This window comes from Neisseria meningitidis (assembly GCF_022869645.1).
GTDB classification, from domain to species: Bacteria; Pseudomonadota; Gammaproteobacteria; order Burkholderiales; family Neisseriaceae; genus Neisseria; species Neisseria meningitidis.
The window spans coordinates 599,916-626,450 of sequence record NZ_CP064367.1 but is presented as its reverse complement, the minus strand read 5'-3'; the positions used below and the strand labels follow the sequence as shown (position 1 = coordinate 626,450).

Below are 26,535 nucleotides of genomic sequence, written 5' to 3'. Positions count from 1 at the left end.
TTCAGACGGCATAAAGTCGGCATGCCGTCTGAACATTCAAATAAAACAAAGGAAAACCATGCAAACCCTGACCATTATCCGCCCCGACGATATGCACCTGCACCTGCGCGACGGCGACGCGCTCAAAGCCGTTGCTCCTTATACCGCCCGCCAAATGGGGCGTGCCGTCATTATGCCCAACCTCAAACCGCCTGTCGTCAGCGTTGCCGACGCGCTTGCCTACAAAGCGCGCATCATGGCGGCATTGCCCGAAGGCAGCGCGTTTGAGCCGTTGATGACGCTTTACCTGACCGACCAAGCCACGCCTGCACTTGTGCGCGAAGCCAAAGCCGCCGGCATCGTCGCCTTCAAACTCTACCCTGCCGGCGCGACCACCAATTCCGATTCCGGCGTAACCGACCTGTTCAAGCTCATCCCCGTGTTGGAAGAAATGGCGAAACAGGGCATTTTGTTCCTCGTTCACGGCGAAGTAACCGACCCCGAAATCGACATCTTCGACCGCGAAGCCGCCTTTATCGGGCGCGTGATGAAACCCGTTTTGGCGCAAGTGCCGAATCTTAAAGTCGTGTTCGAACACATCACCACCGCCGAAGCCGCCCGCCTGGTTTTGGAAGCAGGCGACAACGTAGCCGCCACCGTTACCCCGCAACACCTCCTGCTCAACCGCAACGACCTCTTGGTCGGCGGCGTGCGCCCCCATCATTTCTGCCTGCCCGTACTCAAACGCGAAACCCACCGTCAGGCATTGGTTGCCGCCGTTACCGGCGAGAAGGCGCATAAATTCTTCCTCGGCACCGACTCCGCGCCGCACGCCAAATCCGCCAAAGAAAACGCCTGCGGTTGCGCCGGTATGTTCAGCGCGATGACCGCCATCGAGCTTTATGCCGAAGTGTTTGAAAAAGCAGGCGCGTTGGACAAACTCGAAGCCTTCGCCTCGAAAAACGGCGCAAGGTTTTACGGCATTCCTGAAAATACCGACACGATCACCCTCGTCAAACAAAGCCAAACCGTCCCCGCAAGTATTCCCTACGGCGACGGCGAACTTGTCCCGATGCGCGCGGGCGGCGAAATCGGCTGGACGGTACAGTATTGATGGGGCTGGAAACAAAATGCCGTCTGAAAGGTTTTTCAGACGGCATTTGTGTTGTTGACTGATTGATACGTCAACGGCGTTTGAGTTTGTTACGTTTCGGTTATTTCCGATAAATTCCCACAATTTTCAAATTTCGCCATTCCCACGAAGGCAGGAATCCGGAAATTCGATGCGACCAGAGTTTATCAAAAACGGCAGCAACTCAAAAAACCGGATTCCCGCCTGCGCGGGAATGACGAGATTGAAGTTTCAGAATTTATTTGAAATACCCAAAATTCAAAAAACCAAATTCCCACCTGCGTGGGAATGACGAAACAAAGAAAGCAGAAATAAGGACATAGAACTTTCTTTAAATTTGTGATGCATCAACGGCGTTTGGGCTCGTCGGGACGGATTTGGGCGGCGAGTTTGTCGAGGATGCCGTTGACGAATTTGTGCCCGTCCGTGCCGCCGAAGGTTTTGGTTACTTCGATGGCTTCGTTGATGATGACGGGGTAGGGCGTTTCGGGCATGGCGGACAGCTCGTGGCAGGCGGTCAGCAGGACGGCGCGTTCGATGGGGTTGAGGTCTTTTTCGTCGCGGTCGAGCAGGGGGCGGATTTGTCGGATGTACTCTGCCGCATTGGTTTGCGTGCCGAAGAAAAGTTTGTTGAACAATTCTTCGTCTGCCTTGGCAAAGTCGGGCATTTCGCGGATGTTTTTAGCAATCTCGGGCGCGGCGGTGCGGTTGATAAGGGATTGGTAAACGGCTTGTACGGCAAGCTCGCGGGAACGGCGGCGGGCTGTTTTCATGATTTTTCCTTGAAACGGTTGGGCGGCACGGTATGCCGTCTGAAACGGAAAGGGCGTATCGGTGTACGCCCTGTTTGTTATTCTTCGTCTTCAAACTGTTCTTCGAGCAGGAGGTTGACGAGGTTGGCGCATTCTACGGCGACTTTGGCGGCATCCGAGGCTTTTTCTTCAATCCGTTCGATTGCCTGTGCGTCGTTTTCCGTGGTCAGGACGGCATTGGCAATCGGGATGTTGTAGTCGAGTGCGACGCGGCTGACCCCTGCTCCGGATTCGTTGGAAACCAGCTCGAAATGGTAGGTTTCGCCACGGATAACGACGCCGATGGCAATCAGTGCGTCAAATTTTTCAGAAGAGGCAAAGTTCATCAGCGCGATGGGGATTTCAAGCGCGCCGGGTACGGTGGCGACGGTAATGTTTTCGTCTGCCACGCCCAATTCTTGGAGGGTGCGGCAGCAGACTTTGAGCATTTCGCTGCCGATTTCGTTGGTGAAGCGTGCCTGTACGATGCCGATGCGGAGGTGTTTGCCGTCGAGGTTGGGGGCGATGGTGTTCATTGAGTGTCCTTTGGTATTCGGAGGTTTCGGAATGCCGTCTGAAGGGTCAGTCCTTAGGTTGCCAGTCGGCGACGGTTTGGAATGTGCCGTCTTCTGCCAATTCCCACGCGCTGCCTTCAGGTTGGGAGAGCAGTGCGGCGGTTTCAGGGTTGGTTTTGGTGATATCGGCGAGGCTGACGATGCTGAAGTTGTCCGGGTCGTCGGTGTATTCGTCGGTCTCGTCGCCGCTGAAGAAACGCCAGCCGCTGTCGTTTTCAAAAACGGGGGCTTCGCGGTAGAGGAAGCCGACGGGCTGGTTTTGTTTGGCGACGGTGTTGGTGGCGATGCAGCGGTCGAGTGCCGAGGAAAGTGCTTGTGCAAATGCGTTCATTGCGGGAATACGTTGGGGGAAAACTTGCGGATTTTACCACGATTCTTGCGTTGTCGGCAGACGGCGGCGGTTTGGTGGTACAATGTGCGCCGTTTGCAGCCTTAAGGTGTTTCTGTATTTTTGGAGTATGGAAACGCATTCGGGCTGTTTTTTGCGGAAGACGGTAATGAAAGACGATGTTTTGAAACAGCAGGCACACGCGGCGATACAGAAGAAACTGGGCTACGCGTTCCGCGATATTTCGCTTTTGCGGCAGGCTTTGACGCACAGGAGCCATCATGCGAAGCACAACGAGCGGTTCGAGTTTGTCGGCGATTCGATTTTGAATTATACGGTGGCGCGGATGCTGTTTGACGCGTTTCCGAAGTTGACCGAGGGCGAGTTGTCGCGGTTGCGGGCAAGTCTGGTCAATGAGGGCGTGCTGGCGGAAATGGCGGCGGAAATGAATGTCGGCGACGGCCTGTACTTGGGGGCGGGCGAGTTGAAGAGCGGCGGCTTCAGACGGCCTTCGATACTGGCGGACGCGATGGAGGCGATGTTTGCGGCGGTCAGCTTCGATGCGGATTTCAACACGGCGGAAAAGGTGGTGCGCCATTTGTTTGCAGAACGCGTCCGGCGAGTCGATTTCCAAAATCAGGCAAAAGACGGCAAAACTGCTTTGCAGGAGGCGTTGCAGGCGCGCCGTTTCGCCTTGCCGAAATACCGTATCGAAGAGCAAATCGGCCATGCCAACGACAGTATGTTTGTCATTTCCTGCGATTTGGGCGAACTGGGTTTCGTGTGCCGTGCCAAAGGGACGAGCCGCAAGGCGGCGGAGCAGGAAGCGGCGAAAGAGGCTTTGAAATGGCTGGAAGAGAAGCTGCCGCTGAAGAAGAAAAAGAAATGAGGCGGCGCGTGAATATGCCGTCTGAAATATGGATACGAAAGCAAATATGGATATTGAAACCTTCCTTGCAGGGGAACGCGCCGCCGACGGATACCGTTGCGGCTTCGTAGCGATTGTCGGCCGTCCGAACGTGGGCAAATCAACGCTGATGAATCATCTCATCGGTCAGAAAATCAGTATTACCAGCAAAAAGGCGCAGACGACGCGCAACCGCGTAACGGGGATTTATACCGACGATACCGCGCAGTTTGTGTTTGTCGATACGCCCGGTTTTCAAACCGACCACCGCAACGCGCTCAACGACCGTTTGAATCAAAACGTTACCGAGGCACTCGGCGGCGTGGATGTGGTGGTTTTCGTCGTGGAAGCGATGCGTTTTACCGATGCCGACCGCGTCGTGTTGAAACAACTGCCCAAGCACACGCCGGTCATTTTAGTGGTCAACAAAATCGATAAGGACAAGGCGAAAGACCGTTACGCGCTGGAGGCGTTTGTTGCCCAGGTGCGCGCCGAATTTGAATTTGCGGCGGCGGAGGCGGTCAGCGCGAAACACGGATTGCGGATTGCCAACCTGTTGGAGCTGATTAAGCCGTATCTGCCCGAAAGCGTGCCGATGTATCCCGAAGATATGGTTACGGACAAATCGGCGCGTTTTTTAGCGATGGAAATCGTGCGTGAAAAATTGTTCCGCTATTTGGGCGAGGAATTGCCTTATGCGATGAACGTCGAAGTGGAGCAGTTTGAAGAGGAAGACGGTTTGAACCGCATCTATATCGCCGTTTTGGTCGATAAGGAAAGCCAAAAGGCGATTTTAATCGGCAAAGGCGGGGAGCGTTTGAAGAAAATTTCCACCGAAGCGCGGTTGGATATGGAAAAACTGTTTGATACCAAAGTATTTTTGAAGGTCTGGGTCAAAGTCAAATCCGGTTGGGCGGACGACATCCGCTTCCTGCGCGAGCTGGGTTTGTAGTTTTTCTTGCTGAACTTTACGCAAATGCCGTCCGAACAGGTTTCAGACGGCATTTTGTTTCAATCGGGAATATCTTTGTTAAAAACGGGTTGATATTATCTGTGCATATTATAGTGGATTAACAAAAACCAGTACGGCGTTGCCTCGCCTTAGCTCAAAGAGAACGATTCTCTAAGGTGCTGAAGCACCAAGTGAATCGGTTCCGTACTATTTGTACTGTCTGCGGCTTCGTCGCCTTGTCCTGATTTTTGTTAATCCGAGACCTTTGCAAAAATAGTCTGTTAACGAAATTTGACGCATAAAAATGCGCCAAAAAATTTTCAATTGCCTAAAACCTTCCTAATATTGAGCAAAAAGTAGGAAAAATCAGAAAAGTTTTGCATTTTGAAAATGAGATTGAGCATAAAATTTTAGTAACCTATGTTATTGCAAAGGTCTCAATCCACTATAAAGACCGTCGGGCATCTGCAGCCGTCATTCCCGCGCAGGCGGGAATCTAGTCCGTTCGGTTTCGGTTTTTTTGGCTAGTGCCGCAACATTAAATTTCTAGATTCCCACTTTCGTGGGAATGACGCGATTAGAGTTTCAAAATTTATTCTAAATAGCTGAAACTCAACGCATTGGATTCCCGCCTGCGCGGGAATGACGAATTTTAGGTTTCTGTTTTTGGTTTTCTGTTTTTTCCGATAAATGCCGCAACCTCAAATCCCGTCATTCCCGCGCAGGCGGGAATCTAGACATTCAATGCTAAGGCAATTTATCGGGAATGACTGAAACTCAAAAAGCTAGATTCCCACTTTCGTGGGAATGACGCGATTAGAGTTTCAAAATTTATTCTAAATAGCTGAAACTCAACGCACTGGATTCCCGCCTGCGCGGGAATGACGAATTTCAGGTTTCTGCTTTTTCCAATAAATGCCCCCAACCTAAAATCCGTCATTCCCGCGTAGGCGTGAATCTAGACATTCAATGCTAAGGCAATTTATCGGAAATGACTGAAACTCAAAAAACTGGATTCCCACTTTCGTGGGAATGACGGGATGCAGGTTTCCGTATGGATGGATTCGTCATTCCCGCGCAGGCGGGAATCTAGGTCTGTCAGTGCGGAAACTTATCAGGTAAAACGGTTTCTTGAGATTTTGCGTCCTGGATTCCCACTTTCGTGGGAATGACGCGATTAGAGTTTCAAAATTTATTCTAAATAGCTGAAACTCAATGAACCGGATTCCCGCCTGAGCGGGAATGACGGGATTAAGTTTTCAAAATTCATCAGAAATTACTGATTTAATAGCATAAATTTTTTAGATTATAGTGGATTAACAAAAATCAGGACAAGGCGACGAAGCCGCAGACAGTACAAATAGTACGGAACCGATTCACTTGGTGCTTCAGCACCTTAGAGAATCGTTCTCTTTGAGCTAAGGCGAGGCAACGCCGTACTGGTTTTTGTTAATCCACTATAAGTCATTCCGGCGGCAATTTTTGTTGCTTTAACGGGATAGGCGGTTGGCGGTTGCGATAAAGGCGGCAACTTTGGCTGGGTCTTTTTTGCCTTTAGACGCTTCCACGCCGCCGGATACATCGACCGCTTCCGCTCCGGTGATGCGGATGGCTTCGTCGACGTTTTCAGGGGTCAGCCCGCCGGCAAGCACCCACGGTTTGCCCGAATATTCCGCCAACAGCGTCCAGTCGAAGCGGTGTCCGGTGCCGCCGTATTCCGAAGGATGGTAGGCATCGAACAGCAGTGCCTGAGCGTCGGGGAAGCGGTCGGCGGCGTTTCGGATGTCTGATGCCGTCTGAACACGAATGGCCTTGATATAGGGGCGGTGGAACTGGCGGCAGAATGCGTCGTCTTCGTCGCCGTGGAATTGGATGATGTGTATCGGTACTTCGGCAAGGATGCGGCGGATGTTTTGCGCGCTTTCGTTGACGAAAAGGGCGACAACGCTGACAAACGGCGGCAGTGCGGCGGTGATTTTTTGTGCTTTAATGATGTCGACAGCGCGGGGGCTTTGGGGGTAAAAAACCAGTCCCAATGCGTCTGCGCCGGCGTGGGCGGCATACAGTGCGTCTTCCGGTGTGGTGATGCCGCAGATTTTGGTGCGGATTTTCCTCATTCGGTATTCCTTTATTTGGGAAACGGCGCGTTTGTGCCGTTTCAGACGGCATTCCCGATCAGTCGATTTTGATGTATTCGACAGAAAGGATTTCAATTTCCTCACGCCCTTCCGGCGTGTTTAAAACCACTTCGTCGCCTTCACGCGCTTTAATCAGACAACGAGCCAGCGGCGAAATCCAAGAAATTTTGTTTTGCGCGGTATCGATTTCATCGATGCCGACGATTTTGACGGTTTGCTCGCGCCCGTCGCCGCGCAACAGACCGACGGTCGCGCCGAAAAACACTTGGTCGGTCGCTTCGCGCAATTCGGGATCAACGACGACGGCGGCTTCCAAACGCTTGGTCAGGAAACGGATGCGGCGGTCGATTTCGCGCATACGGCGTTTGCCGTAAAGGTAGTCGCCGTTTTCGCTGCGGTCGCCGTTGCCTGCCGCCCAGTTGACGATTTGGACGATTTCGGGGCGTTCTTTATTAACCAGTTGATAAAGCTCGTCTTTCAATGCCTGCCATCCGGCGGGCGTAATGTAGTTTTTGGTTTCGGTACTCATATTGTGTGCGGATGAAACGGGAAATGTGATGCCGATATGGGAAATGCCGTCTGAAAACCCGGCGTTCGGATTTCAGACGGCATCGCGGTTTGGGAAGCCTTATTCTTCGTCGCCCGCATCGCTGATGCTGATGCTGTGTTCCATCCTGCTCGGGTGGATTTTCAGACCGCCGCAGCCGGATTTCTCGGCAGACAGGCGGTCGAGGTAGGCATCATCGATGTCGCCGGTCTGATAAATGCCGTTGAAACAGGACGAATCGAAGGATTCGATTTTCGGGTTGAGTGCTTTGACGACGGCTTCCAAATCGCCCAAGTCTTGAAACACGATGCCGTCCGCGCCGATTTCGGCGGCGATTTCCGCCGCGCTGCGCCCATTGGCAATCAACTCTTCGCGCGTGGGCATATCGATGCCGTATACGTTGGGATAGCGCACTTCGGGCGCGGCGGAGGCGATATAGACTTTGCGCGCGCCAGCCGCGCGTACCATTTCGACGATTTCACGGCTGGTCGTACCGCGCACGATGGAGTCGTCCACCAGCAACACGCTTTTGCCTGCAAATTCGGTTTCCATCGGGCTGAGTTTTTGGCGCACGGATTTTTTGCGCGTCGCCTGGCCGGGCATAATAAAGGTGCGGCCGATATAGCGGTTTTTAATCAAACCTTCGCGGTAAGGCTTTTTGAGGTGGACAGCAAGCTCCATCGCGCTGGGGCGGCTGGTGTCGGGGATGGGCATCACGACATCGATGCCGTCCACGGGCAGCTCGCGTTTGATTTTTTCCGCCAAGGACACGCCCATATCCAAGCGCGACTGGTAAACGGACACGCCGTCAATCACGGAGTCGGGACGGGCAAAATAGACGTATTCAAAAAGGCAGGGGCTGAGTTTGGCCTTATCGCTGCATTGTCGGGCGATGATTGTGCCGTCAAAGCCGACAAATACCGCTTCGCCCGGCCGGATATCGCGTTCCAAATCGTAGGCAAGCGCGTTGAAGGCGACGGATTCGGAGGCGACGGCATAGGATTTCCTGCCTTCGCTGTCGGTTTGCGAACCCAATACCAGCGGGCGGATGCCGTAAGGGTCGCGGAAGGCAAGCATACCGTAGCCCGCAATCATGGCAACCACACCGTATGCGCCGTGCACCAGGCGGTGGACTTCGGCAACGGCGTTGAAAATATTGTCGGCATTGAGCCGGTGCGGGTCGGCGTTTTTAGAGACTTCGCGGCGCAATTCGTGCGCGAATACGTTGAGCAAGACTTCGGAATCGGAGCTGGTGTTGACGTGGCGCAGGTGTTTGTTGCACACGTTTTCATAAAGTTCGGCCGTGTTGGTGAGGTTGCCGTTGTGCGCCAAAACGATGCCGAACGGCGAGCTGACGTAGAAAGGCTGCGCCTCCGCGCTGCTGCCCGCGTTGCCCGCAGTAGGATAACGGACGTGGGCGATGCCGGCGTTGCCGACCAAATCGCGCATATTGCGTGTGCGGAACACTTCGCGCACCATGCCTTTGCCTTTGTGCATATGGAAGGTACCGCCTTCCGCCGTTGCAATGCCCGCCGCATCCTGCCCCCTGTGCTGCAACATCTGCAAACCGTCGTACAGAAGCTGGTTCACGGGTTCATGACTGACCAAACCTAATACGCCGCACATATCGTCTTCTCCGATTCGAGGTTTAAGGGTAAAACGGAATTATAAAGCAAACGGTGGTTTTTTGCCTGAATTGTTGACAATATTTGAGTGAAGGACAGATAGGTGGGTTTATGGAGGATAAGATTTAATCTGTGATATGGCTGAGGAAAGGAAAAAAACATTTCAGACGGCATAAAAGAGAATGCCGTCTGAAATATCCGTATGGCAATCAATCGTCTTCCGGAGTTTCCGCCGTGCCGCCGCTATGGTTCAACACGGCTTCGGAAAGCGATACGAAAAACGGCAGTGTGTAAGATTGCCGCCATTCTTCGGTATCGGGCAGGTCGGTTTTTGAAGCGAGCATGACCAGCAGGGTAATAATCAAAATGCCTTTCAATGCACCGAATACGCCGCCCAAAATGCGGTTGGCAAAGCCCAAACCGACCGCCGAAACTGCCCCGGTCAGCAGCGAGCGGAGTATTTTCTGGATCAGACAGGCAATGACGAATAGGGAAATGAACGACAGAGCCAATGCAAACAGGCGGGGTTGGAACGATGCAAAGGCGATGTCGGCGAAGGGTGCGGCAAAGAGTTTGGCGAAAAAAAAGGCAACCACCCATGCCGCCATTGAGCCAGCCTCCGCAATCACGCCGCGCATCGCGGATAGCACGATGCAGGCGGCGATGATGGCGGAGACGAGGAGGTCGGCAACGGGGAGGTTATTCATTCGTTACCTGACCGGCGATACCGTGTACGCGCAATTTGTTCAAATCGCGTTCGGCATCCCTTGCGTTTTTATAGTTGCTTGATTTGACGCGGTAAACTTTGCCGTTGTCGGTCATAATTTCGGTGATGGTCGAATCGATACCCGCCGCCTTCATTTTGCGCTGGAGGCTTAAGGCGCGTTCTTTTTCGGCATAACCTGCCTGAATGGCGGCTTTTTTACCGGATTTTTCCTTCTCGGCGGTTTTGGTCTTGTCCGCTTTGTCGGTTTTTTGTGCCGTTTCGTGTTTTTTGCCGTCCGAACGGTCTTTTTCGGCTGTTTTTTTGCTTTCAGCCTTGTCGGCTTTTTTCGCTTCTTTTACCGCGCTGTCGGATTTTGCCGTATCCGGTTTGGTTTTTTCGGCGGCAGTTTTCGGTTTGTCGGCAACTTTTTCGGCGGTTTTGGTTTCTTTGGCTTTGGGCTTGGCTTTGGCAGTGCGTTCCGCTTTTTGCGGTTTTGTTTCGGCAGTGCGTTTCGGTTTTTCAACCGCTACCGTATCCGTACTGTCGGCAGTTGCCGGCACTTTTTCGGCAGCGCGTTGTTTTGCCTGCTTCGGTGCGGTTTTGGCGGTTTCTGCCTGTTGCAGTTTCTCGGATGCTTCCAAACCTTTGATGTTGCTGTCTTCGAGGCGGTCGTTAATCAGCACCAGCGGCGCGCCTACGTTTTCAGGCTCGCTGATTTCGCTGTCGGCGGCAGAAGGCTTGTCTTCGCCTGCCAAGTCCTGCGGTTTGTCGGCGGCGGATTTCAAGGCAGGGGTTTGTGCCGCACCTGCCGCTTTGTTTTCTACGCCGCTTGTTTCGCCGGCAGTCTGTTCGGCAGGGCCGGAACTGAGGGCGGCTGCCAGCAGGATGCAGGAGGCGGCAACCAGGCAACTTGCCGTTACGAGGCGGCGGCGGTTGCGCCGTTTGAGTTGTTCGTAACCGCTCAGGACTTCGTTTTGTTTGTTTTCGGACATAGAAGTTTCCTTTTAAAGTACCGACATGACATCGGCAACGGTATGAAATGAGCCGAAAACGACGATTCTGTCGTTCTCGCCCGCTTTTGAGGCTGCCGCCCGGTAAGCTTCGCGGACGGCGGCGAATGTCTGTATGTTTTCGATGCTGTGTTCGTGCAGTTTGTTTTGCAGGCTCTCGAGCGTCATGCCGCGCGGTACGTCCAACGGTGCGATATACCACTCGTCAAACTGGTCTTTAACGATTTCCAACACGCCGTCTATGTCTTTGTCGGACAGCATACTGAATACGGCGGTGCGTTTTTGCGCAAACGCCAAATTAATCAGGCTGCGGCGCAGGGCGCGGGCAGCGTGGGGATTGTGTCCGACATCCAAAACGGTCAGCGGACGGCCGGGCAGGACTTGGAAGCGTCCGGGATTTTCAACCAGCAGCAATCCGCGTTTGATTGCACCGATGTCCACAGGCAATTTGTCGTTCAAGCATTCCAATACGGTCAACGTGCAGGCGGCGTTGGAAAGTTGGTATGTGCCGCGCAATGCGGGGAAGGGCAGGGCATTGCGGTTGCGCGCGGGGTTGTCTGAATGTTGCGGCCGGAAGCGGTAGTTCCATTGGATGTTTTCCATCGCGTGAAACTCGAAATCGCGCTGCACCATCAGCAGTTTTGCACCTATGGCTTCGGCGTGTGCGACCAATGATGCGGGCGCGGGGTTTTGACCGCAGATGGCAGGTTTGCCGCTGCGGAACACGCCTGCCTTTTCAAAGCCGACCTGTTCGACCGTATCGCCCAAAAACGCCTGATGGTCCAAATCCACGCTGGTAACCACCGCGCAATCGCCGTCAAATGCGTTGACCGCGTCCAAGCGTCCGCCCAAGCCGACTTCCAATATCATCACGTCAACCTGTTCGCGCATGAAGATGTCGACGGCCGCCAAGGCATTGAATTCAAAATAAGTCAGTGATATTTCACCGCGCGCGGTTTCAATGCGTTCGAAGGAAGCGGTGATTGTATCGTCCGAAACGGGTTCGGCGTTGACGGCGATGCGTTCGTTGTAACGCAATAAATGCGGGCTGGTCAGCGTACCGGTTTTGTAGCCCGCCTGTTTGTAAATCTGTGTCAGGTAGGCACAGACCGAACCTTTGCCGTTGGTTCCCGCGACAACGACGACGGGGCATTGCGGCTCGAGCTTCATGCGTTTTTTCACTTCGCTCGTGCGCTCCAAACCCATGTCGATCAAACCGCCGCTGTGGGCGGTTTCCAAATGCGAGAGCCAGTCTTGTAGTGTTTTCATGAGTGTTTCGTTTTCAAATGCCGTCTGAAATCAGTCTGATGTATCGGTTTCGGCGGTTTTTTTCGGTTGCCGCCAAAGCACCCAGACTTTCAGCCTGCGGTAGGATTCTTTGTCCGCCATATCGGGGGTGATGCAGTGGCGGACGGTTTTGCCGCCGGTGTCCCATTGTAAGAATAAGGCATAAGGCGTAACCATACTGCTGCCCGACAGTGCCGCCGCCTTTGCCGTTTTTTCTTTGCCGGATACGATTTCCGCCTGTCCGTCGCGGTCTATGGTAATGGCGGTTATGGCATGGCGGTGTTTCAGATTCGTTATCCTGAGCGAGTATGCGTAACTTGCCGCCAAAGCCGCCAAACCGAACCACATCATCCGGCCGTAAAACCAGGTCAGGCAGACGGCAAGGGAAGCCGAGTGGAGCGATACGGTCAGGATGTTCAGAATGCGGGACGGCCTCAATGCCGTCTGAAAGGCGCGCACAGCCTTACATCATGTTGTCGAACACGGGGGTAATGTTCAATTCCGCTTCTTCCATGTCTAAAACCATATCGTGGATTTCGGTATCGAAAAACTCCCAAAACGCCTTCAGCCCCATATCTTGCGGCCATTTATCCTTATCGATGTCCCAACCTGCCAGCTCCGCCTCGAAAATCTGGCGGTAGCGTTCGTCGAAGTAGGAAACGACGGCTTCCGGTTCGTCGAACTGCGGAACGAGGAAGACGGAACAGTTGGCACGAAGCTGCTCTATGGTCAGGTCGGGCATATTTTCGTCGGTGCTTTTGAGCCATTCCAAAAAGCGCGCGGTCGGCTTGAGGACGACGGCGGTGCGGTCAACAAAATACATGGTTTTCTTTCTCAATCATCTTGCGGTGTCGGGATATGCTGTCTGAACGTTCGGTTTTCAGACGGCATAGCATCAATGGGTCATGACCTGTTGCAGGAACTGCTTGGCGCGTTCGTGTTTCGGGTTGGTAAAAAACGCTTCCGGCGTTTCGTCTTCGAGGATTTGCCCTTTATCGACGAAAATCACGCGGTCGGCAACTTCGCGGGCAAACCCCATTTCGTGGGTTACGCACATCATCGTCATGCCGCTTTCTGCCAAGTCTTTCATCACTTTCAACACTTCGCCGACCATTTCGGGGTCGAGTGCGGAGGTCGGTTCGTCAAACAACATTACGCGCGGTTCCATCGCCAAACCGCGTGCAATCGCCACGCGTTGCTGCTGGCCGCCGGAAAGTTGGGAAGGGAAGGCGTCTTTTTTGTGTGCCAGTCCGACGCGTTCCAAAAGCTCCATTGCCTTTTTCTCCGCCTGTTCCGCATTTTGCCCCTTAACCTTCATCGGTGCGAGGGTAATGTTTTCCAATACGGTCAGGTGCGGGTAGAGGTTGAAGCCTTGGAATACGAAGCCGACTTCTTCGCGGATTTTGTTCAAATCGGTTTTGGGGTCGGCAACGTTGACACCGTCCACCCAAATCTCGCCGCTTTCGATGCTTTCAAGCTGGTTGACAGTGCGGATGAGTGTGGATTTGCCGCTGCCCGAAGGCCCGCAGACGACGACCACTTCGCCTTTTTTGATTTCCAAGTTTACGCCGTTGATGACGTGCAGGTCTTTGAAATGTTTGTGTACGTTTTTGAATTTGATCATGTCTTTTCTTTCAGACGGCATTTGCCGTTGCAGGTTGTCGTTACGGGAGCTCCATATGATGAAGCGTGTAGCGTCTGCCGTCAAAAAAACGGTCGTTCGGATTGGTCAGGCAGGCTGCAAGCGGCAGTATCAGGGGTAAAAGCAGGTATTTCGTCATCGGCTTACTCCCTTTTCAGACGGCCTTGCCCGCCAGATAATTGCTCAACGCCACATATTTCTCCGGCGCGATATGTTCGGCGCGGTCTTGCGGATTGATGCCGACTGCCTGCAAATCATCGTCGCCTGCAAGCTCTTTCAGATTGTTGCGTATGGTTTTGCGGCGTTGGTGGAAGGCGAGTTTCACGAGTTTGGCGAAATGCTCGAAATCGTCCGCCTTGCCGATACGGTGTTTCACCGGAATCATGCGGACGACGGCCGAATCCACTTTCGGCGCGGGGTCGAACGATTCGGGCGGCACGTCAATCAGCATTTCCATATCGAAGAAATATTGCAGCATCACGCCCAAGCGGCCGTAGTCGTTGCTTTTCGGCGCGGCAACCATACGATCGACCACTTCTTTTTGCAGCATAAAGTGCATATCGACGACATCGTCCGCCACCTCCGCCAGCTTGAACAAAAGCGGCGTGGAAATGTTGTAGGGCAGGTTGCCGACGATTTTCTTTTTGCCTGCGATGCCGTTGAAATCAAACTGCAATACATCGCCTTCGTGAATCACCAGTTTATCCGCAAACGGCAGCGTTTTCAGACGGCATACGATGTCGCGGTCGATTTCGACAACGTGCAGGCGGTTCAGCTTTTTCGCCAAAGGTTCGGTAATCGCCGCCAAACCCGGACCGATTTCAATCACGACATCATCCGCCTGCGGGCGCACGGCGTTGACAATATCGCTGATAATCCGCGTGTCCTGCAAAAAATTCTGCCCGAAACGCTTGCGGGCTTTGTGTTCTTTCATCGTGTTTCCTTTTCGGTTGAAACCCCGCCCTTTAGGGCGGTAGAATCAGACTCTATTTGGGAGGGGCGTAACTCCTTCCAAATCAGGACGGCACATAGGGCGGTGCTTTATGTGTCGTCCTGTGTGTTGAAACATAAATGTGTTTACAGTATCCGTTTGATGTCGGCATTGTAACCGAAAACGGCAGGGCGTGATAATGCTGTTTGAAGGCTTGCCGTGTTTGGCGGTTTGGTGCAAAAACCGGCTGTCTGCCGTTTTGCCTGTTGGAGGATTGAACGTGTCTGAAAATCTGCTTGAAATCGAAACCCATCCCTTCGATTCCGTGTTGCCGCCGAAGGCTGCGGTCATGATGATGGGGACGTTTCCGCCCAAGGAAGACAAACGCGCGATGCAGTTTCATTATCCGAATTTCCAAAACGATATGTGGCGCGTTTACGGGCTGGTGTTTTTTAATGATGCGGCGCATTTCCAAAGGTTGTCTGAAAAAGCGTTTGACGCGGAGAAAATCAAAACGTTTTTGCACGAACGGGGGATTGCGTCCTGTCCGACCGTGTTGAAGGCGGCAAGGGAACACGGCAATGCGTCCGACAAGTTTTTAAAGGTAGTTGAAACCGTCGATTTGGCGGCGGTGTTGGCAAAAATACCCGAGTGCCGCCATATTTGTACGACAGGCGGCAAGGCGACGGAAATCCTGCTCGATATTCAGGGCGGCGGTATCAAAATGCCGAAAACGGGCGAAACCGTGCCGTTTCCGTTTGCCGGACGGGATTTGACGCTGACGCGCCTGCCTTCGACTTCGCGCGCCTATCCTTTGAGTTTGGCGAAAAAAGCGGCGGCGTATCGGGCGTTTTTCGAAATGGCGGGCTTGTGTGAAAAACAGTTATAATTGCCGACAATTTCCCGTTCAGACGGCATGTTTGCAAAAACGGAAATGCCGTCTGAAAATTTGAAGCACAAGGAAGAATCCGATGAAGAACTACCACGCGCCCGACGAGAAGGGCTTTTTCGGCGAACACGGCGGGCTTTATGTCTCCGAAACCCTGATTCCCGCCTTGCAAGAGCTGGCGGATGCCTATAAGGCAGCGAAAAACGATCCTGAATTTTGGGAAGCGTTCCGCCATGATTTGAAACATTATGTCGGCAGGCCCAGCCCCGTTTACCACGCCGCGCGGTTGTCCGAACATCTGGGCGGCGCGCAAATCTGGTTGAAGCGCGAAGACTTGAACCACACCGGCGCGCACAAAGTCAACAACACCATCGGTCAGGCACTGTTGGCAAAACGCATGGGTAAAAAACGCGTCATCGCCGAAACCGGCGCGGGTCAGCACGGCGTGGCGAGTGCCACCGTTGCCGCACGCTTCGGTATGACTTGCGACGTGTATATGGGCGCGGACGACATCCAACGCCAAATGCCCAACGTGTTCCGTATGAAATTATTGGGTGCGAACGTGGTCGGTGTAGAAAGCGGCAGCCGCACGCTGAAAGACGCGATGAACGAAGCCATGCGCGAATGGGTCGCCCGCGTGGACGACACGTTCTACATCATCGGTACCGCCGCCGGCCCCGCGCCGTATCCCGAAATGGTGCGCGATTTCCAATGCGTGATTGGCAACGAAGCTAAAGCGCAGATGCAGGAAGCCATCGGCAGACAGCCCGACGTTGCCGTTGCCTGCGTGGGCGGCGGATCGAACGCCATCGGTTTGTTCCACCCGTATATCGGCGAAGAAAACGTGCGCCTCGTCGGCGTGGAGGCTGGCGGTTTGGGCGTGAACACCCCCGATCACGCCGCGCCGATTACTTCGGGCGCACCGATTGGCGTATTGCACGGTTTCCGCAGCTATCTGATGCAGGACGAAAACGGTCAGGTTTTGGGTACGCACTCTGTTTCCGCAGGCTTGGATTACCCCGGCATCGGCCCGGAACACAGCCATCTGCACGACATCAAGCGCGTCGAATACACTGTTGCCAAAGACGACGAAGCACTCGAAGCCTTTGACTTGCTCTGCCGCTTCGAGGGCATCATCCCCGCGCTCGAATCCAGCCACGCCGTTGCTTGGGCGGTGAAAAACGCGCCGAAAATGGGCAAAGACCAAGTGATTCTGGTCAACCTATCCGGTCGTGGCGACAAAGACATCAATACCGTCGCGAAGCTCAAAGGGATTAAACTGTAACCTCGTCCGTCTGATATAGTGGATTAACAAAAACCAGTACGGCGTTGCCTCGCCTTGCCGTACTATCTGTACTGTCTGCGGCTTCGTCGCCTTGTCCTGATTTTTGTTAATCCACTATAAAAATGCCGTCTGAAGCCTGAGTTCAGACGGCATTTTATTTTGCTATGAATTTAGTATTTTAGAAACGAATCTGTATTTTAATTTGTCCGGATTTTTGTTTTTCCAATTGTTTTCCTTTTGTAATACTGCCATTTACGTTTAATGTAACATTACGGTACAGTAACGCGGCACCTGCTGAATATTGCTGTTGATTATCTGCTTTATAGACGAAGGAATTACCGCCCACATTCACGCCGCCTTTGCCATAATTGGCAAAGTAAGCTGCAGATAACAAGGGTTTTACGGTAAGGTTGCCGACTTTAAACCGATAAGCAAAATCCAGTCCGGCCGTCAGTGTTTTCACTGACATAGAACTTACTTTAACACTGTCGTTACCCAACTTGTAATCTGCAGATGACAGGCGGCTGTAACGGATCCCCGCACTGGGGACAATCTCGAATTGATTGATTTTCAGTGTATTGCCCAAAGTAAGGCCGGTTTGGATGCTTGTTCGGTTAAAGTTTGCTTTTTGCTGCGTTTGTAACCGGCTTCTCAAGCTGCCTGCACCAATATCGCCGGCCATATACCAAGCATCATTTAAATAATACTTACCATAAAGGTTGGCTTGCACAAAAGTATTTTTGCCGCTCGCCTGATCAAAAGTATGCTGACTGTCAGAGTAAGTCAATACGCCGCCTATCTGCATATTTTCGGACAAGCTGCGGTCAATGCCGATTTGTGTTTGCGTGCGTTTCGAACTAAACCGGCGATATTGTGCGGAAGCATAATCACGGCCATAACCGATGTTCGACATCCAAACGCTGTTTTTTTCGGCATCAGCGCGTGATTTTTGTGCAATGTGCCGTGTTAATGAAGCACCTGTATCCAACAAGATAGATTGCGTGCTTGCCATTGCGTCAGATAAAGCCGAGTTGGTATTGGTGCTGACTGCATCAGCTTGCGCGGCGGCTTGGGCTTGCGGCTGAGTGGCGGCTTGGGCTCGCGGCTGCGCGGCTCTTGGTTGCAAACTCACTGTCTCAACTTTTTCATGAAGTTCCGTATTGTCTTGAGGCTGTTTGTCTGATGTGTCAACCGATTCGGATACATCTTCGTCTTCCAACGCATCCAAGGGGATTTCTTCATAATCATTTTCATATTTTTCATGAAGTTCCGTATTGTCTTGAGGCTGTTTGTCTGATGTGTCAACTGATTCAGATACATTTTCATCTTCCAACGCATCCAAGGGGATTTCTTCATAGTCATTTTCATACCAGTCCGGATTATGCAAGGCCCTGGGTGCTGCGTAAGCTGACGAATCAAATGATGGCGAGGGCGGTGCCGGCAGAGTAGATCTGCGTCCGCGACGTTTCGGACGATTTTGGGAAGCTGCCATATAATCCTGAGGTGCGGCACGGCGTTTTCGGCGTTGCGGCTGGGATTGGGCTGCTTGACGGTGCTCTTCTTCCTCAGCTTTTCGTTTCGCCGATTCTGCCGCTTCTCGATCTGTTTCGGCTTTTTGTTTTGCCGACAACTCTGCTGCTTGGCGTTCCGCTTCTTGACGACGTGCAAGTTCGGCGGTCTGGCGAGCTTCTTGCTGGCGTTTTGCTGCTTCGGCTGCTGCCCTTTGCTTGGCAAGTTCGGCGGTTTTGCGTTCGGTTTCCGCTTTTTGTTTGACGGCTAACTCTGCAGCTTTTCGTGCTTCTTCCTGTTGACGCGCAAGGGCTTTTTGTTGGCGTGCCGCCAATGCTTGGGCTTCAGCTGCGGCTTTTTGGTTTGCCGACAATTCTGCCGCTTTGCGTTCTGCTTCCTGGCGATGTGCAAGTTCGGCAGCTTGGCGTTTTGCCTCTTCGGCTTCTGCTTTTCGGCGCGCAGCCAATGCTTGAGCCTCACGTTCGGCTTCTGCCCTTTGTTTTGCCAACAACTCTGCCGCTTTGCGTTCTTCCTGCTGTCGGCGCGCAAGTTCTGCTTGGGCTTGGGCAATTTCCACATTGTTTTGCTGTACCGAACGGTGTCCGCGGCGTTTAGGACGGTCTTGGGAAGCTGCCATATAATCCTGCGGTGCGGCACGGCGTTTGCGGCGTTGCGGCTGGGATTGGGCTGTTTGACGGCGTTCCTCTTCCCCGACCCTTTGTTTTGCCGACAACTCTGCCGCTTCGCGTTCTTTTTCATGCCGGCGTGCAAGCTCTGCAGCTTGGCGTTTTGCCTCTTCGGCTTCTGCTTTTCGGCGTACCGCCAATGCTTGAGCCTCACGTTCGGCTTCGACTTTTTGTTTTGCCGACAACTCTGCCGCTTCGCGTTCTTTTTCATGTCGACGTGCAAGTTCGGCGCTGCTGCGTTCTTGTTCTGCTTTTTGGCGGGTCGCCAGCTCTCTTGCTTCGCGTTCGGCTTCTGCTTTTTGTTTTGCTAACTCTGCCGATTTACGCTCTGCTTCTGCTTGCTGACGCTTCACTTGCTCCGCTTTTGCTTGTTGGCGTTTTGCTTCTTCGGCTTGATTTGCCTGCGGGCTAGGCGGTGCGACGACGATATTTTGAGGCTTGGCAATTTGTGCACTGTCCGTTTGTGCTTGAGAAGCCGTGTTTGTGGCAGGAGACGGGGCCGGTTTGACTCGGCGGCGGTTCTCGGCATAAGGATTGTACAATCGGGTAATACCGTTTTCTGTTTTGATTGTATAACGCAATGCGCCTAAATCGACGTGATGATTCGCCAAGGAAACGGAAAGGTGAGAACGGTCTCGTACGGATGATGCATCAAAGAGATTCAGCCCTTCCTGATTGGGTTCGCCTGTTTTATCTTGAACATGGAGCTGATAATGACCGGATGCGGATTCCTTCACAAGCACTTTATCCCCAAGATTTTCCGCCAAGTGCGTCAGATAATGAAAATGCCCGTTACCGGATAAATGATTGATTTTGAGCGTGTGGTATTGATTTGCACTTTGCGCATCGGAGGCATTGTTCAAATGAATATGGCTATCCGCCAATGACAGATTGTGTACTTGGCTGTCGCCAGTCAAATGCCATTTGCTATGTTGGTTTAGGCTGACACGGCTGTTTCCTTGCCCTTGAATTTGCCCCCATAATGCAGCCTTGCCCAAGACCAATGCCGCATTCTGGTTCAGATTCACATTGCCGTTAATCTGTGTCGCTCCAAAGCTGTTTAAAGCCTTATCGGATAAGTTGCCTGTGTTGCAGGTAACATAACCGGTATAGTCCGAGCGCACGCAAACCTCATCGCCGTTTTTGTAACCCAAATTTACTTTGGCGTTGTCTGTTGCGGTGATGTTGGCGGTAATGTTGGATACATTTCTGCCGGAAGAGAATGATGCGGATTGATTAACCGTAATTTCTGTGGCTTTGAATGTGCGGTTTATCCAGTCGTCTTCAAATACGACTTCATTGTTTTTGGAGAAATGTGCGTCTTTTTGGGCTGAAGATTTGTTCACAAAATCTCTTGCGTGTGGTGTTGGACGACCTGATAACAAGACATTGCCTTGAGTTACGCTTATTTTTCCGTTTAAATTCGTGCCGCCTGTTAACAAGAAACGGTTTTGCGCGCTTTTGCCGTTGAAATTAAGGTTTAATGCGCCGTTATGTCCTTTTCCGTTTTCTTCGCCAAAGAAACCGCTAAAACCGCTAATACGCTGATTGTTTTTGTGGTTCATCGCGTTTTTCTTGGCTTCTTCTTGTGTGCTGCCCATTAAAATCCAGTCGTTATTTTCCGTTTGTCCGTTTTCGGGCATCGGTGCGTTCACGCTGCCGCCGGATTTTAGGGCGTAATAACGATAGTTTTTGTAATAAAGATCTTTGCCTTGCGGAATGGGTTTTCTATAGCTGTAATAGCCATAATAATCGTCATCATCGTAATCATTTCGGATTTCATAAACAGAAAGATTTTGAGGAGCGGTAATTAATGATTTGCCGGTTAATGTGATTGTGGAGGCGCGGTCTGTGTTGTGGTTGACAATGCGCGCGCCTTCATCCACGTTGCGGATGTGTTCAAAAGTCAAGTCATTGCCATTGGCATCCAAACGACCGCCACGGAAACCGAAATACAGATTATTCGGGTTAATCTGGTCCGGACTGTTCAGCACCAATGTACCGCGCCCGCTCACAATGCCGACTTGGGAGAAAGCCTGGACTTTTTTGTCGGCATCGGCTTGTTGATTCAGAATAACCGTACCGTCGCCGACTTTTAATTGCCCTTGGTTAACGCCTGTGCCGTTTATTTCTAATGTGCCTTTGCCGATTTTTGCCAATCTGTCGCCATTCGGATTTTTGACTTGCCAAACGACTTTTTTGCCGTCGGCAACATCAATCCCTGCACCTAGCCAAGTGATGCCATTATTTGCACCTTTGACTGTGTAATCGCCTTTGAAAAACAGACCGCCCGCGCCTTGGTTGATGTTTTGATCCAATACCAAAGTGCCGTTGTTTTCAAAGGTAACATTCTGTCCGTTGTTTGCACCCCTTTCATTGCCGGCAAGCCTTACCGCTGTCGAACCGATATGGCTGTTTGTGCCCGTGGTTTTCCAATGATGTTCGCCATAACCTTTGATGGTGCCGGCGTTATCGCGTTGTTTGATTTCATCTGCAAATTCTTTTTTATAGATATTCCATTCTTGCCAAGAGTTTTTTTGATAGCCTGCCCAATAATCGTAAGCACCTAAAAAGACCCAGCGTTTTTCTTGTTTATCATAAGCAAATAATGGTGAACCGCTATCGCCTAACACAGCATAGTTAGTCAATGCGTTTTGAGATAAAACTTCTTTGAGTTTTTCTGGGGAATGATGTTTTGAATTATCACCGAAGCCAATCAAGCCTTCTTGATTTAGATTCGATGTGACATTCACGTCTTGATAAGGCGTACCTGCAATGGCATAACGATAAGCTCGTGAAAGCTCTGTCATATTGTAGCGGCTGTTATATTCAAATTGCGTACCTGCTCCAACTCGCACAAACTCAGAAAAACGGTTTTTATCTTTATAGGTTTCAACGCCGCCGCCTGCACTGGTTGGTGCAATAGGTGCGACTTCTGTTACGAATTTATTAAGGCGTGCCATGTTGTAGTCTTCAAGACGACCTTGATTACCGTGATGCCAATTTTTATTTGGTTCGTAGTCATTTTGTGCAACTGAACGATATTCGTTTTCATCATTGCTAACATCTAAGTGCCCATTGTGATGCCCGTAATAAGAGATTTCGTCTCCTTTTACATGTTTGACGCTGACGGCATACTGGGGATCGATGACGGTTAATGTACGTCTGTTGACATCTGCAACGCTAAAATCAATCATCGGTACGTTGGATAATGCGTTGCCGATGTTTTGACCTTGTTTGTTTTTCACTGATAAATCGGTTGCGCCGACAAAAAATTTGCCTTTGTTTTCTGCAAAGTCACGGAATATTTGATAATCGACATCGTCTCTGACCAATGCCGCTTCTGAGTATGGCGTAAGGGCATAGGCAAGAAAGATGGATAAGGATATGGCGTTAATTTTAAAACGTTTGGTTTTCATAAGGTTTTACCGTTTTAAGGGTGATAATGTCTTGTATTTTACGCCGGTTTGGCGGTGTTGACTATTTTTTGTTGTGTAAATCATTAATTTTGGTGTTTTATTGTCAATTTAAAAAAAGAATCCCGATGTTTTTATTTCCGCTTCCTTTGTTCTGTTATTCAAGCGAAGGCGGGAAGCCGATTTTCGGGGTTCGGTTCTTCCGTTAAATTTCTGCGACTTTTTGTTTTTGGATTCCCGCTTGTGCGGGAATGACGGGATGTAGGTTTTCTTAACCCTGCGTCCTAGATTCCCGCTTTCGTGGTAATGACGAGATGGGGGTTCGTGGGAATGACGCGGTGCAGGTTTCCGTACGGATGGATTCGTCATTCCCGCGCAGGCGGGAATCTAGACCTTAGAACAACAGCAATATTCAAAGATTATCTGAAAGTCCGAGATTCTGGATTCCCACTTTCGTGGGAATGACGAAAAGTGGCGGGAATGACGAAAAGTAGCGGGAATGACGAAAAGTGGTGGGAATGATGGTTCGGGCATTCCTTAAATCCCCCGTGTATCGCTGTAAATCTTAGAGATGGCGGAATATAGCGGATTAACAAAAACCAGTACAGCGTTGCCTCGACTTAGCTTAAAGAGAACGATTCTCTAAGGTGCTGAAGCACCAAGTGAATCGGTTCCGTACTGTTTGTATTGTCTGCAGCTTCGCCGCCTTGTCCTGATTTTTGTTAATCCACTATAAAGACCGTCGGGCATCTGCGGCCGTCATTCCCGCGCAGGCGGGAATCCAGACCTTAAGGCAGCGGCAATATTCAAAGATTATCTGAAAGTCCGAGATTCTGGATTCCCGCGTTCGCGGGAATGACGAAAAGTGGTGGGAATGACGGTTCAGTTGCTACGGTTACTGTCAGGTTTCGGTTATGTTGGAATTTCGGGAAACTTATGAATCGTCATTCCCGCGCAGGCGGGAATCTAGAACGTGGAATCTAAAGAAACCGTTTTACCCGATAAGTTTCCGCACCGACAGACCTAGATTCCCACTTTCGTGGGAATGACGGGATTTTAGGTTTCTGATTTTGGTTTTCTGTTTTTGAGGGAATGACGGGATGTAGGTTTTCTTAACCCTGCGTCCTAGATTCCCGCTTTCGTGGTAATAACGGGATGTGGGTTCGTGGGAATGACGCGGTGCAGGTTTCCGTACGGATGGATTCGTCATTCCCGCGCAGGCGGGAATCTAGACCTTAAAACAACAGCAATATTCAAAGATTATCTGAAAGTCCGAGATTCTGGATTCCCACTTTCGTGGGAATGACGAAAAGTGGTGGGAATGACGAAAAGTGGTGGGAATGACGGTTCAGTTGCTACGGTTACTGTCAGGTTTCGGTTATGTTGGAATTTCGGGAAACTTATGAATCGTCATTCCCGCGCAGGCGGGAATCTAGAACGTGGAATCTAAAGAAACCGTTTTACCCGATAAGTTTCCGCACCGACAGACCTAGATTCCCACTTTCGTGGGAATGACGGGATTTTAGGTTTCTGATTTTGGTTTTCTGTTTTTGAGGGAATGACGGGATTTTAGGTTTCTGATTTTGGTTTTCTGTTTTTGAGGGAATGACGGGATGTAGGTTTTCTTAACCCTGAGTCCTAGATTCCCGCTTTCGTGGTAATAACGGGATGTGGGTTCGTGGGAATGACGATGGAAAGTTTGCCGTTGTCTCGGATAATACTGAGGCTTTTCGTTTGCATTCTTATAGTGGTTTAACAAAAACCAGTACAGCGTTGCCTCGCCTTGTCGTACTGCTTGTACTGTCTGCGGCTTCGTCGCCTTGTCCTGATTTAAATTTAAACCACTATATCATTTTCAAATCTTGTTATGACGGTTTTTCGGATTTGCTTTATTATCCGTTTATTTTTGAAATATCTGGGGTGGGGAGACGTGTTCCGTCGTTGGTTTTTGCCGTGTTGGGTTGTCGGCGCGGCGGCTTCGTTTGCGCTGCCGGTCGTGCCGCATTGGCTGTTTTGGCTGGCGGCTTTTGCGGTTTTTGCTGTGTTTGCAAGGCGTTTTGCGTTTGCCGGTCTGATGCTGTGCGTGTTGGCGGGCGCGGCTTACGGCGTATTCAGGACGGAGGCGGCATTGTCTTCGCAATGGCGGGCGGAGGCGGTTTCAGGCGTGCCTTTGACAGTGGAAGTGGCGGATATGCCGAGGTCGGACGGGCGGCGCGTGCAGTTTGCGGCAAAGGCTGTGGACAGCGGTGGTCGGACGTTTGATTTGCTGCTGTCGGACTACAAACGGCGCGAATGGGCGGTCGGGAGCAGATGGCGGATAACGGCACGTGTGCACCCCGTCGTCGGGGAGTTGAACCTGCGCGGTTTGAACCGTGAGGCGTGGGCATTATCCAACGGGATAGGCGGCGCGGGGACGGTCGGTGCGGACAGGGTTTTGCTGCATGACGGAAGCGGTTGGGGGATTGCGGTTTGGCGCAGCCGCATCAGCCGTAATTGGCAGCAGGCGGATGCGGACGGCGGGCTTTCAGACGGCATCGGGCTGATGCGCGCGTTGAGCGTGGGCGAACAGTCGGCATTGCGCCCCGAATTGTGGCAGGCGTTCCGGCCGTTGGGGCTGACGCATTTGGTCAGTATTTCGGGTTTGCACGTTACGATGGTGGCGGTGATGTTTGCGTGGCTGGCGAAGCGGCTGCTTGCCTGTTCCCCGCGCCTTCCTGCCCGGCCGCGCGTGTGGGTTTTGGCGGCGGGGTGTGCAGGCGCGCTGTTTTACGCGCTGCTTGCCGGTTTTTCCGTGCCGACGCAGCGCAGTGTTTTGATGTTGGCGGCGTTTGCGTGGGCTTGGCGTAGGGGAAGACTGTCGGCGTGGGCGACGTGGTGGCAGGCGTTGGCGGCGGTGCTGCTGTTCGACCCGTCGGCGGTCTTGGGTGTGGGGACTTGGCTGTCTTTTGGTTTGGTGGCGGCCCTGATATGGGCGTGTTCGGGGCGTTTGCACGAGGGGAAACGGCAAACTGCTTTGCGCGGGCAGTGGGCGGCTTCGGTGTTGTCGTTGGTTTTGCTCGGTTATCTGTTTGCTTCGCTGCCTTTAATCAGCCCTTTGGTCAATGCGGTGGCGATTCCGTGGTTTTCTTGGGTATTGACGCCGCTGGCGTTGCTGGGTTCGGTCGTGCCGTTTGCGCCGCTTCAGCAGGCGGCAGCATTCTTGGCAGAATATACTTTGAGGTTTTTGGTATGGCTTGCCGGTGTGTCGCCGGAGTTTGCCGTTGCCGCCGCACCTTTGCCGCTGCTGGTGTTGGCGGTGTGTGCCGCTTTGCTGTTGTTGCTGCCGCGCGGCTTGGGTTTGCGTCCGTGGGCGGTGTTGCTGTTGGCAGGGTTTGTGTTTTACCGTCCGCCCAGCGTGCCGGAAAATGAGGCTGCGGTTACGGTTTGGGATGCGGGGCAGGGTTTGTCGGTGTCGGTTCAGACGGCAAATCATCATCTTTTGTTTGACACCGGAACGGCAGCGGCGGCGCAGATGGGGATTGTGCCGAGTTTGAATGCGGCGGGTGTCCGCCGTTTGGACAAGCTGGTTCTGTCGCATCACGACAGCGACCACGACGGCGGTTTTCAGGCAGTCGGCAAGATACCGAACGGCGGGATTTATGCCGGGCAGCCGGAATTTTATGAGGGGGCGCGGCATTGTGCGGAACAGCGTTGGCAATGGGACGGCGTGGATTTCGAGTTTTTGATGCCGTCTGAACGCAAAAACATCGATGATAATGGGAAAAGTTGTGTTTTGCGTGTTGTGGCTGGTGGTGCGGCACTGCTGGTAACGGGCGATTTGGATACGAAAGGCGAGGCGGAGTTGGTTAAAAAATACGGCTCAAACCTGTACAGCCAGGTGTTGGTATTGGGGCATCACGGCAGCAATACTTCATCATCAGGGTTGTTTTTGCATACGGTCGCACCGGAATATGCGGTAGCGTCAAGCGGTTATGCCAACGCCTACAAACATCCGACCGAAGCGGTGCAGAACCGTGTCCGCGCACACGGCATCAAACTGCTGCGTACCGATTTGTCGGGCGCGCTGCAATTCGGCTTGGGGCGCGGCGGCGTGAAGGCTCAACGTTTGAGAGGGTATAAATTCTATTGGCAGAAAAAACCGTTTGAATGAGGTTTGAAACATAAAATGCCGTCTGAAAGGGCTTCAGACGGCATTTCGAG

At 52.1% G+C, this 26,535-nt stretch carries 20 protein-coding genes and 1 pseudogene; 6 read left to right on the top strand and 15 right to left on the bottom strand.

Going from position 1 to position 26,535, the window contains the following annotated elements:
- Nucleotides 1–58: 58 nt before the first annotated feature.
- Nucleotides 59–1,093, top strand: coding sequence for a dihydroorotase (gene pyrC / locus IUJ45_RS03300; RefSeq protein ID WP_002236810.1), 1,035 nt, complete (start codon nt 59–61; stop codon nt 1,091–1,093).
- Nucleotides 1,094–1,458: 365 nt separating this feature from the next.
- Here pyrC and nusB read toward each other — a convergent pair whose 3' ends face one another.
- The 3 genes from nusB to IUJ45_RS03285 all read right to left on the bottom strand — a co-directional run bounded on the left by nusB (nt 1,459) and on the right by IUJ45_RS03285 (nt 2,808).
- Entirely contained in the window at nt 1,459–1,884 is a 426-nt protein-coding gene (gene nusB / locus IUJ45_RS03295; protein WP_002229182.1) for a transcription antitermination factor NusB, read from the bottom strand.
- Between the two features lie 77 nt (nt 1,885–1,961).
- Nucleotides 1,962–2,438 carry a 6,7-dimethyl-8-ribityllumazine synthase gene (gene ribH, locus IUJ45_RS03290; protein ID WP_002222781.1) on the bottom strand — a complete coding sequence of 159 codons (477 nt, stop codon included), beginning with the start codon at nt 2,436–2,438 and terminating at the stop codon, nt 1,962–1,964.
- Nucleotides 2,439–2,484: 46 nt separating this feature from the next.
- The gene (locus IUJ45_RS03285; RefSeq protein WP_002217691.1) at nt 2,485–2,808 is read right to left on the bottom strand and encodes a DUF2185 domain-containing protein; all 324 of its coding nucleotides are present in this window, start codon (nt 2,806–2,808) and stop codon (nt 2,485–2,487) included.
- Nucleotides 2,809–2,974: 166 nt separating this feature from the next.
- On the opposite strand from IUJ45_RS03285, the gene rnc reads away from it, so the two are divergent.
- Complete coding sequence (rnc, locus tag IUJ45_RS03280; RefSeq protein ID WP_002236811.1) at nt 2,975–3,694, top strand: ribonuclease III; 720 nt, start codon at nt 2,975–2,977, stop codon at nt 3,692–3,694.
- 46 nt (nt 3,695–3,740) lie between these two features.
- The gene (era, locus tag IUJ45_RS03275) at nt 3,741–4,664 is read left to right on the top strand and encodes a GTPase Era (RefSeq protein ID WP_002235591.1); all 924 of its coding nucleotides are present in this window, start codon (nt 3,741–3,743) and stop codon (nt 4,662–4,664) included.
- 1,490 nt (nt 4,665–6,154) lie between these two features.
- Here the strand turns inward: era and IUJ45_RS03270 are convergent.
- From IUJ45_RS03270 to rsmA, 10 genes are all read right to left on the bottom strand, one after another.
- Nucleotides 6,155–6,781: a phosphoribosylanthranilate isomerase gene (locus IUJ45_RS03270; RefSeq protein WP_002246057.1), complete on the bottom strand. Its 627-nt coding sequence runs from the start codon at nt 6,779–6,781 to the stop codon at nt 6,155–6,157.
- 58 nt (nt 6,782–6,839) lie between these two features.
- Entirely contained in the window at nt 6,840–7,331 is a 492-nt protein-coding gene (gene greB, locus IUJ45_RS03265) for a transcription elongation factor GreB (protein WP_002236813.1), read from the bottom strand.
- A 99-nt stretch (nt 7,332–7,430) separates the two neighbouring features.
- Nucleotides 7,431–8,975 carry an amidophosphoribosyltransferase gene (gene purF / locus IUJ45_RS03260; RefSeq protein WP_002236814.1) on the bottom strand — a complete coding sequence of 515 codons (1,545 nt, stop codon included), beginning with the start codon at nt 8,973–8,975 and terminating at the stop codon, nt 7,431–7,433.
- 208 nt (nt 8,976–9,183) lie between these two features.
- On the bottom strand, nt 9,184–9,681 hold the full coding sequence (locus tag IUJ45_RS03255) for a CvpA family protein (RefSeq protein WP_002237644.1): 498 nt from the start codon (nt 9,679–9,681) through the stop codon (nt 9,184–9,186).
- Nucleotides 9,674–10,672, bottom strand: a complete 999-nt coding sequence (gene ftsN, locus IUJ45_RS03250) for a cell division protein FtsN (RefSeq protein ID WP_002214152.1) — start codon at nt 10,670–10,672, stop codon at nt 9,674–9,676. Before ftsN ends, IUJ45_RS03255 begins: the two co-directional genes overlap by 8 nt.
- Nucleotides 10,673–10,684: 12 nt before the next feature.
- A complete protein-coding gene (gene folC, locus IUJ45_RS03245) occupies nt 10,685–11,959 on the bottom strand; it encodes a bifunctional tetrahydrofolate synthase/dihydrofolate synthase (protein WP_002246059.1) in 1,275 nt (424 codons plus the stop codon).
- A 30-nt stretch (nt 11,960–11,989) separates the two neighbouring features.
- Nucleotides 11,990–12,436, bottom strand: a complete 447-nt coding sequence (locus IUJ45_RS03240) for a protein YgfX (RefSeq protein ID WP_002246060.1) — start codon at nt 12,434–12,436, stop codon at nt 11,990–11,992.
- A 4-nt stretch (nt 12,437–12,440) separates the two neighbouring features.
- Nucleotides 12,441–12,800: a hypothetical protein gene (locus IUJ45_RS03235; protein ID WP_002233690.1), complete on the bottom strand. Its 360-nt coding sequence runs from the start codon at nt 12,798–12,800 to the stop codon at nt 12,441–12,443.
- A gap of 72 nt (nt 12,801–12,872) precedes the next feature.
- Entirely contained in the window at nt 12,873–13,601 is a 729-nt protein-coding gene (locus tag IUJ45_RS03230) for an amino acid ABC transporter ATP-binding protein (protein ID WP_002233691.1), read from the bottom strand.
- A 172-nt stretch (nt 13,602–13,773) separates the two neighbouring features.
- A complete protein-coding gene (rsmA, locus tag IUJ45_RS03225) occupies nt 13,774–14,553 on the bottom strand; it encodes a 16S rRNA (adenine(1518)-N(6)/adenine(1519)-N(6))-dimethyltransferase RsmA (RefSeq protein WP_002229195.1) in 780 nt (259 codons plus the stop codon).
- A gap of 196 nt (nt 14,554–14,749) precedes the next feature.
- Here rsmA and IUJ45_RS03220 point away from each other — a divergent pair, with 196 nt between their 5' ends.
- Nucleotides 14,750–15,439, top strand: a complete 690-nt coding sequence (locus IUJ45_RS03220) for a uracil-DNA glycosylase family protein (protein ID WP_082308624.1) — start codon at nt 14,750–14,752, stop codon at nt 15,437–15,439.
- Nucleotides 15,440–15,521: 82 nt separating this feature from the next.
- Entirely contained in the window at nt 15,522–16,724 is a 1,203-nt protein-coding gene (trpB, locus tag IUJ45_RS03215; RefSeq protein WP_002225482.1) for a tryptophan synthase subunit beta, read from the top strand.
- 178 nt (nt 16,725–16,902) lie between these two features.
- Here trpB and iga read toward each other — a convergent pair whose 3' ends face one another.
- Both iga and IUJ45_RS11160 read right to left on the bottom strand, forming a co-directional pair.
- On the bottom strand, nt 16,903–22,338 hold the full coding sequence (iga, locus tag IUJ45_RS03210) for an IgA-specific serine endopeptidase autotransporter (protein ID WP_002249300.1): 5,436 nt from the start codon (nt 22,336–22,338) through the stop codon (nt 16,903–16,905).
- A 1,654-nt stretch (nt 22,339–23,992) separates the two neighbouring features.
- Nucleotides 23,993–24,184, bottom strand: a pseudogene (locus IUJ45_RS11160) (hypothetical protein); the annotation flags it as partial.
- Nucleotides 24,185–24,265: 81 nt separating this feature from the next.
- Between IUJ45_RS11160 and IUJ45_RS03205 the strand changes: the two are divergent.
- Nucleotides 24,266–26,485, top strand: a complete 2,220-nt coding sequence (locus IUJ45_RS03205; RefSeq protein WP_153063192.1) for a DNA internalization-related competence protein ComEC/Rec2 — start codon at nt 24,266–24,268, stop codon at nt 26,483–26,485.
- Nucleotides 26,486–26,535: the final 50 nt, after the last annotated feature.

Bases quoted from the DNA above. Each gene is read 5' to 3' on its own strand.
- pyrC (WP_002236810.1), top strand. From the start codon at position 59: ATGCAAACCCTGACCATTATCCGCCCCGACGATATGCACCTGCACCTG.
- nusB (WP_002229182.1), bottom strand. From the start codon at position 1,884: ATGAAAACAGCCCGCCGCCGTTCCCGCGAGCTTGCCGTACAAGCCGTT.
- ribH (WP_002222781.1), bottom strand. From the start codon at position 2,438: ATGAACACCATCGCCCCCAACCTCGACGGCAAACACCTCCGCATCGGC.
- IUJ45_RS03285 (WP_002217691.1), bottom strand. From the start codon at position 2,808: ATGAACGCATTTGCACAAGCACTTTCCTCGGCACTCGACCGCTGCATC.
- rnc (WP_002236811.1), top strand. From the start codon at position 2,975: ATGAAAGACGATGTTTTGAAACAGCAGGCACACGCGGCGATACAGAAG.
- era (WP_002235591.1), top strand. From the start codon at position 3,741: ATGGATATTGAAACCTTCCTTGCAGGGGAACGCGCCGCCGACGGATAC.
- IUJ45_RS03270 (WP_002246057.1), bottom strand. From the start codon at position 6,781: ATGAGGAAAATCCGCACCAAAATCTGCGGCATCACCACACCGGAAGAC.
- greB (WP_002236813.1), bottom strand. From the start codon at position 7,331: ATGAGTACCGAAACCAAAAACTACATTACGCCCGCCGGATGGCAGGCA.
- purF (WP_002236814.1), bottom strand. From the start codon at position 8,975: ATGTGCGGCGTATTAGGTTTGGTCAGTCATGAACCCGTGAACCAGCTT.
- IUJ45_RS03255 (WP_002237644.1), bottom strand. From the start codon at position 9,681: ATGAATAACCTCCCCGTTGCCGACCTCCTCGTCTCCGCCATCATCGCC.
- ftsN (WP_002214152.1), bottom strand. From the start codon at position 10,672: ATGTCCGAAAACAAACAAAACGAAGTCCTGAGCGGTTACGAACAACTC.
- folC (WP_002246059.1), bottom strand. From the start codon at position 11,959: ATGAAAACACTACAAGACTGGCTCTCGCATTTGGAAACCGCCCACAGC.
- IUJ45_RS03235 (WP_002233690.1), bottom strand. From the start codon at position 12,800: ATGTATTTTGTTGACCGCACCGCCGTCGTCCTCAAGCCGACCGCGCGC.
- IUJ45_RS03230 (WP_002233691.1), bottom strand. From the start codon at position 13,601: ATGATCAAATTCAAAAACGTACACAAACATTTCAAAGACCTGCACGTC.
- rsmA (WP_002229195.1), bottom strand. From the start codon at position 14,553: ATGAAAGAACACAAAGCCCGCAAGCGTTTCGGGCAGAATTTTTTGCAG.
- IUJ45_RS03220 (WP_082308624.1), top strand. From the start codon at position 14,750: ATGCTGTTTGAAGGCTTGCCGTGTTTGGCGGTTTGGTGCAAAAACCGG.
- trpB (WP_002225482.1), top strand. From the start codon at position 15,522: ATGAAGAACTACCACGCGCCCGACGAGAAGGGCTTTTTCGGCGAACAC.
- iga (WP_002249300.1), bottom strand. From the start codon at position 22,338: ATGAAAACCAAACGTTTTAAAATTAACGCCATATCCTTATCCATCTTT.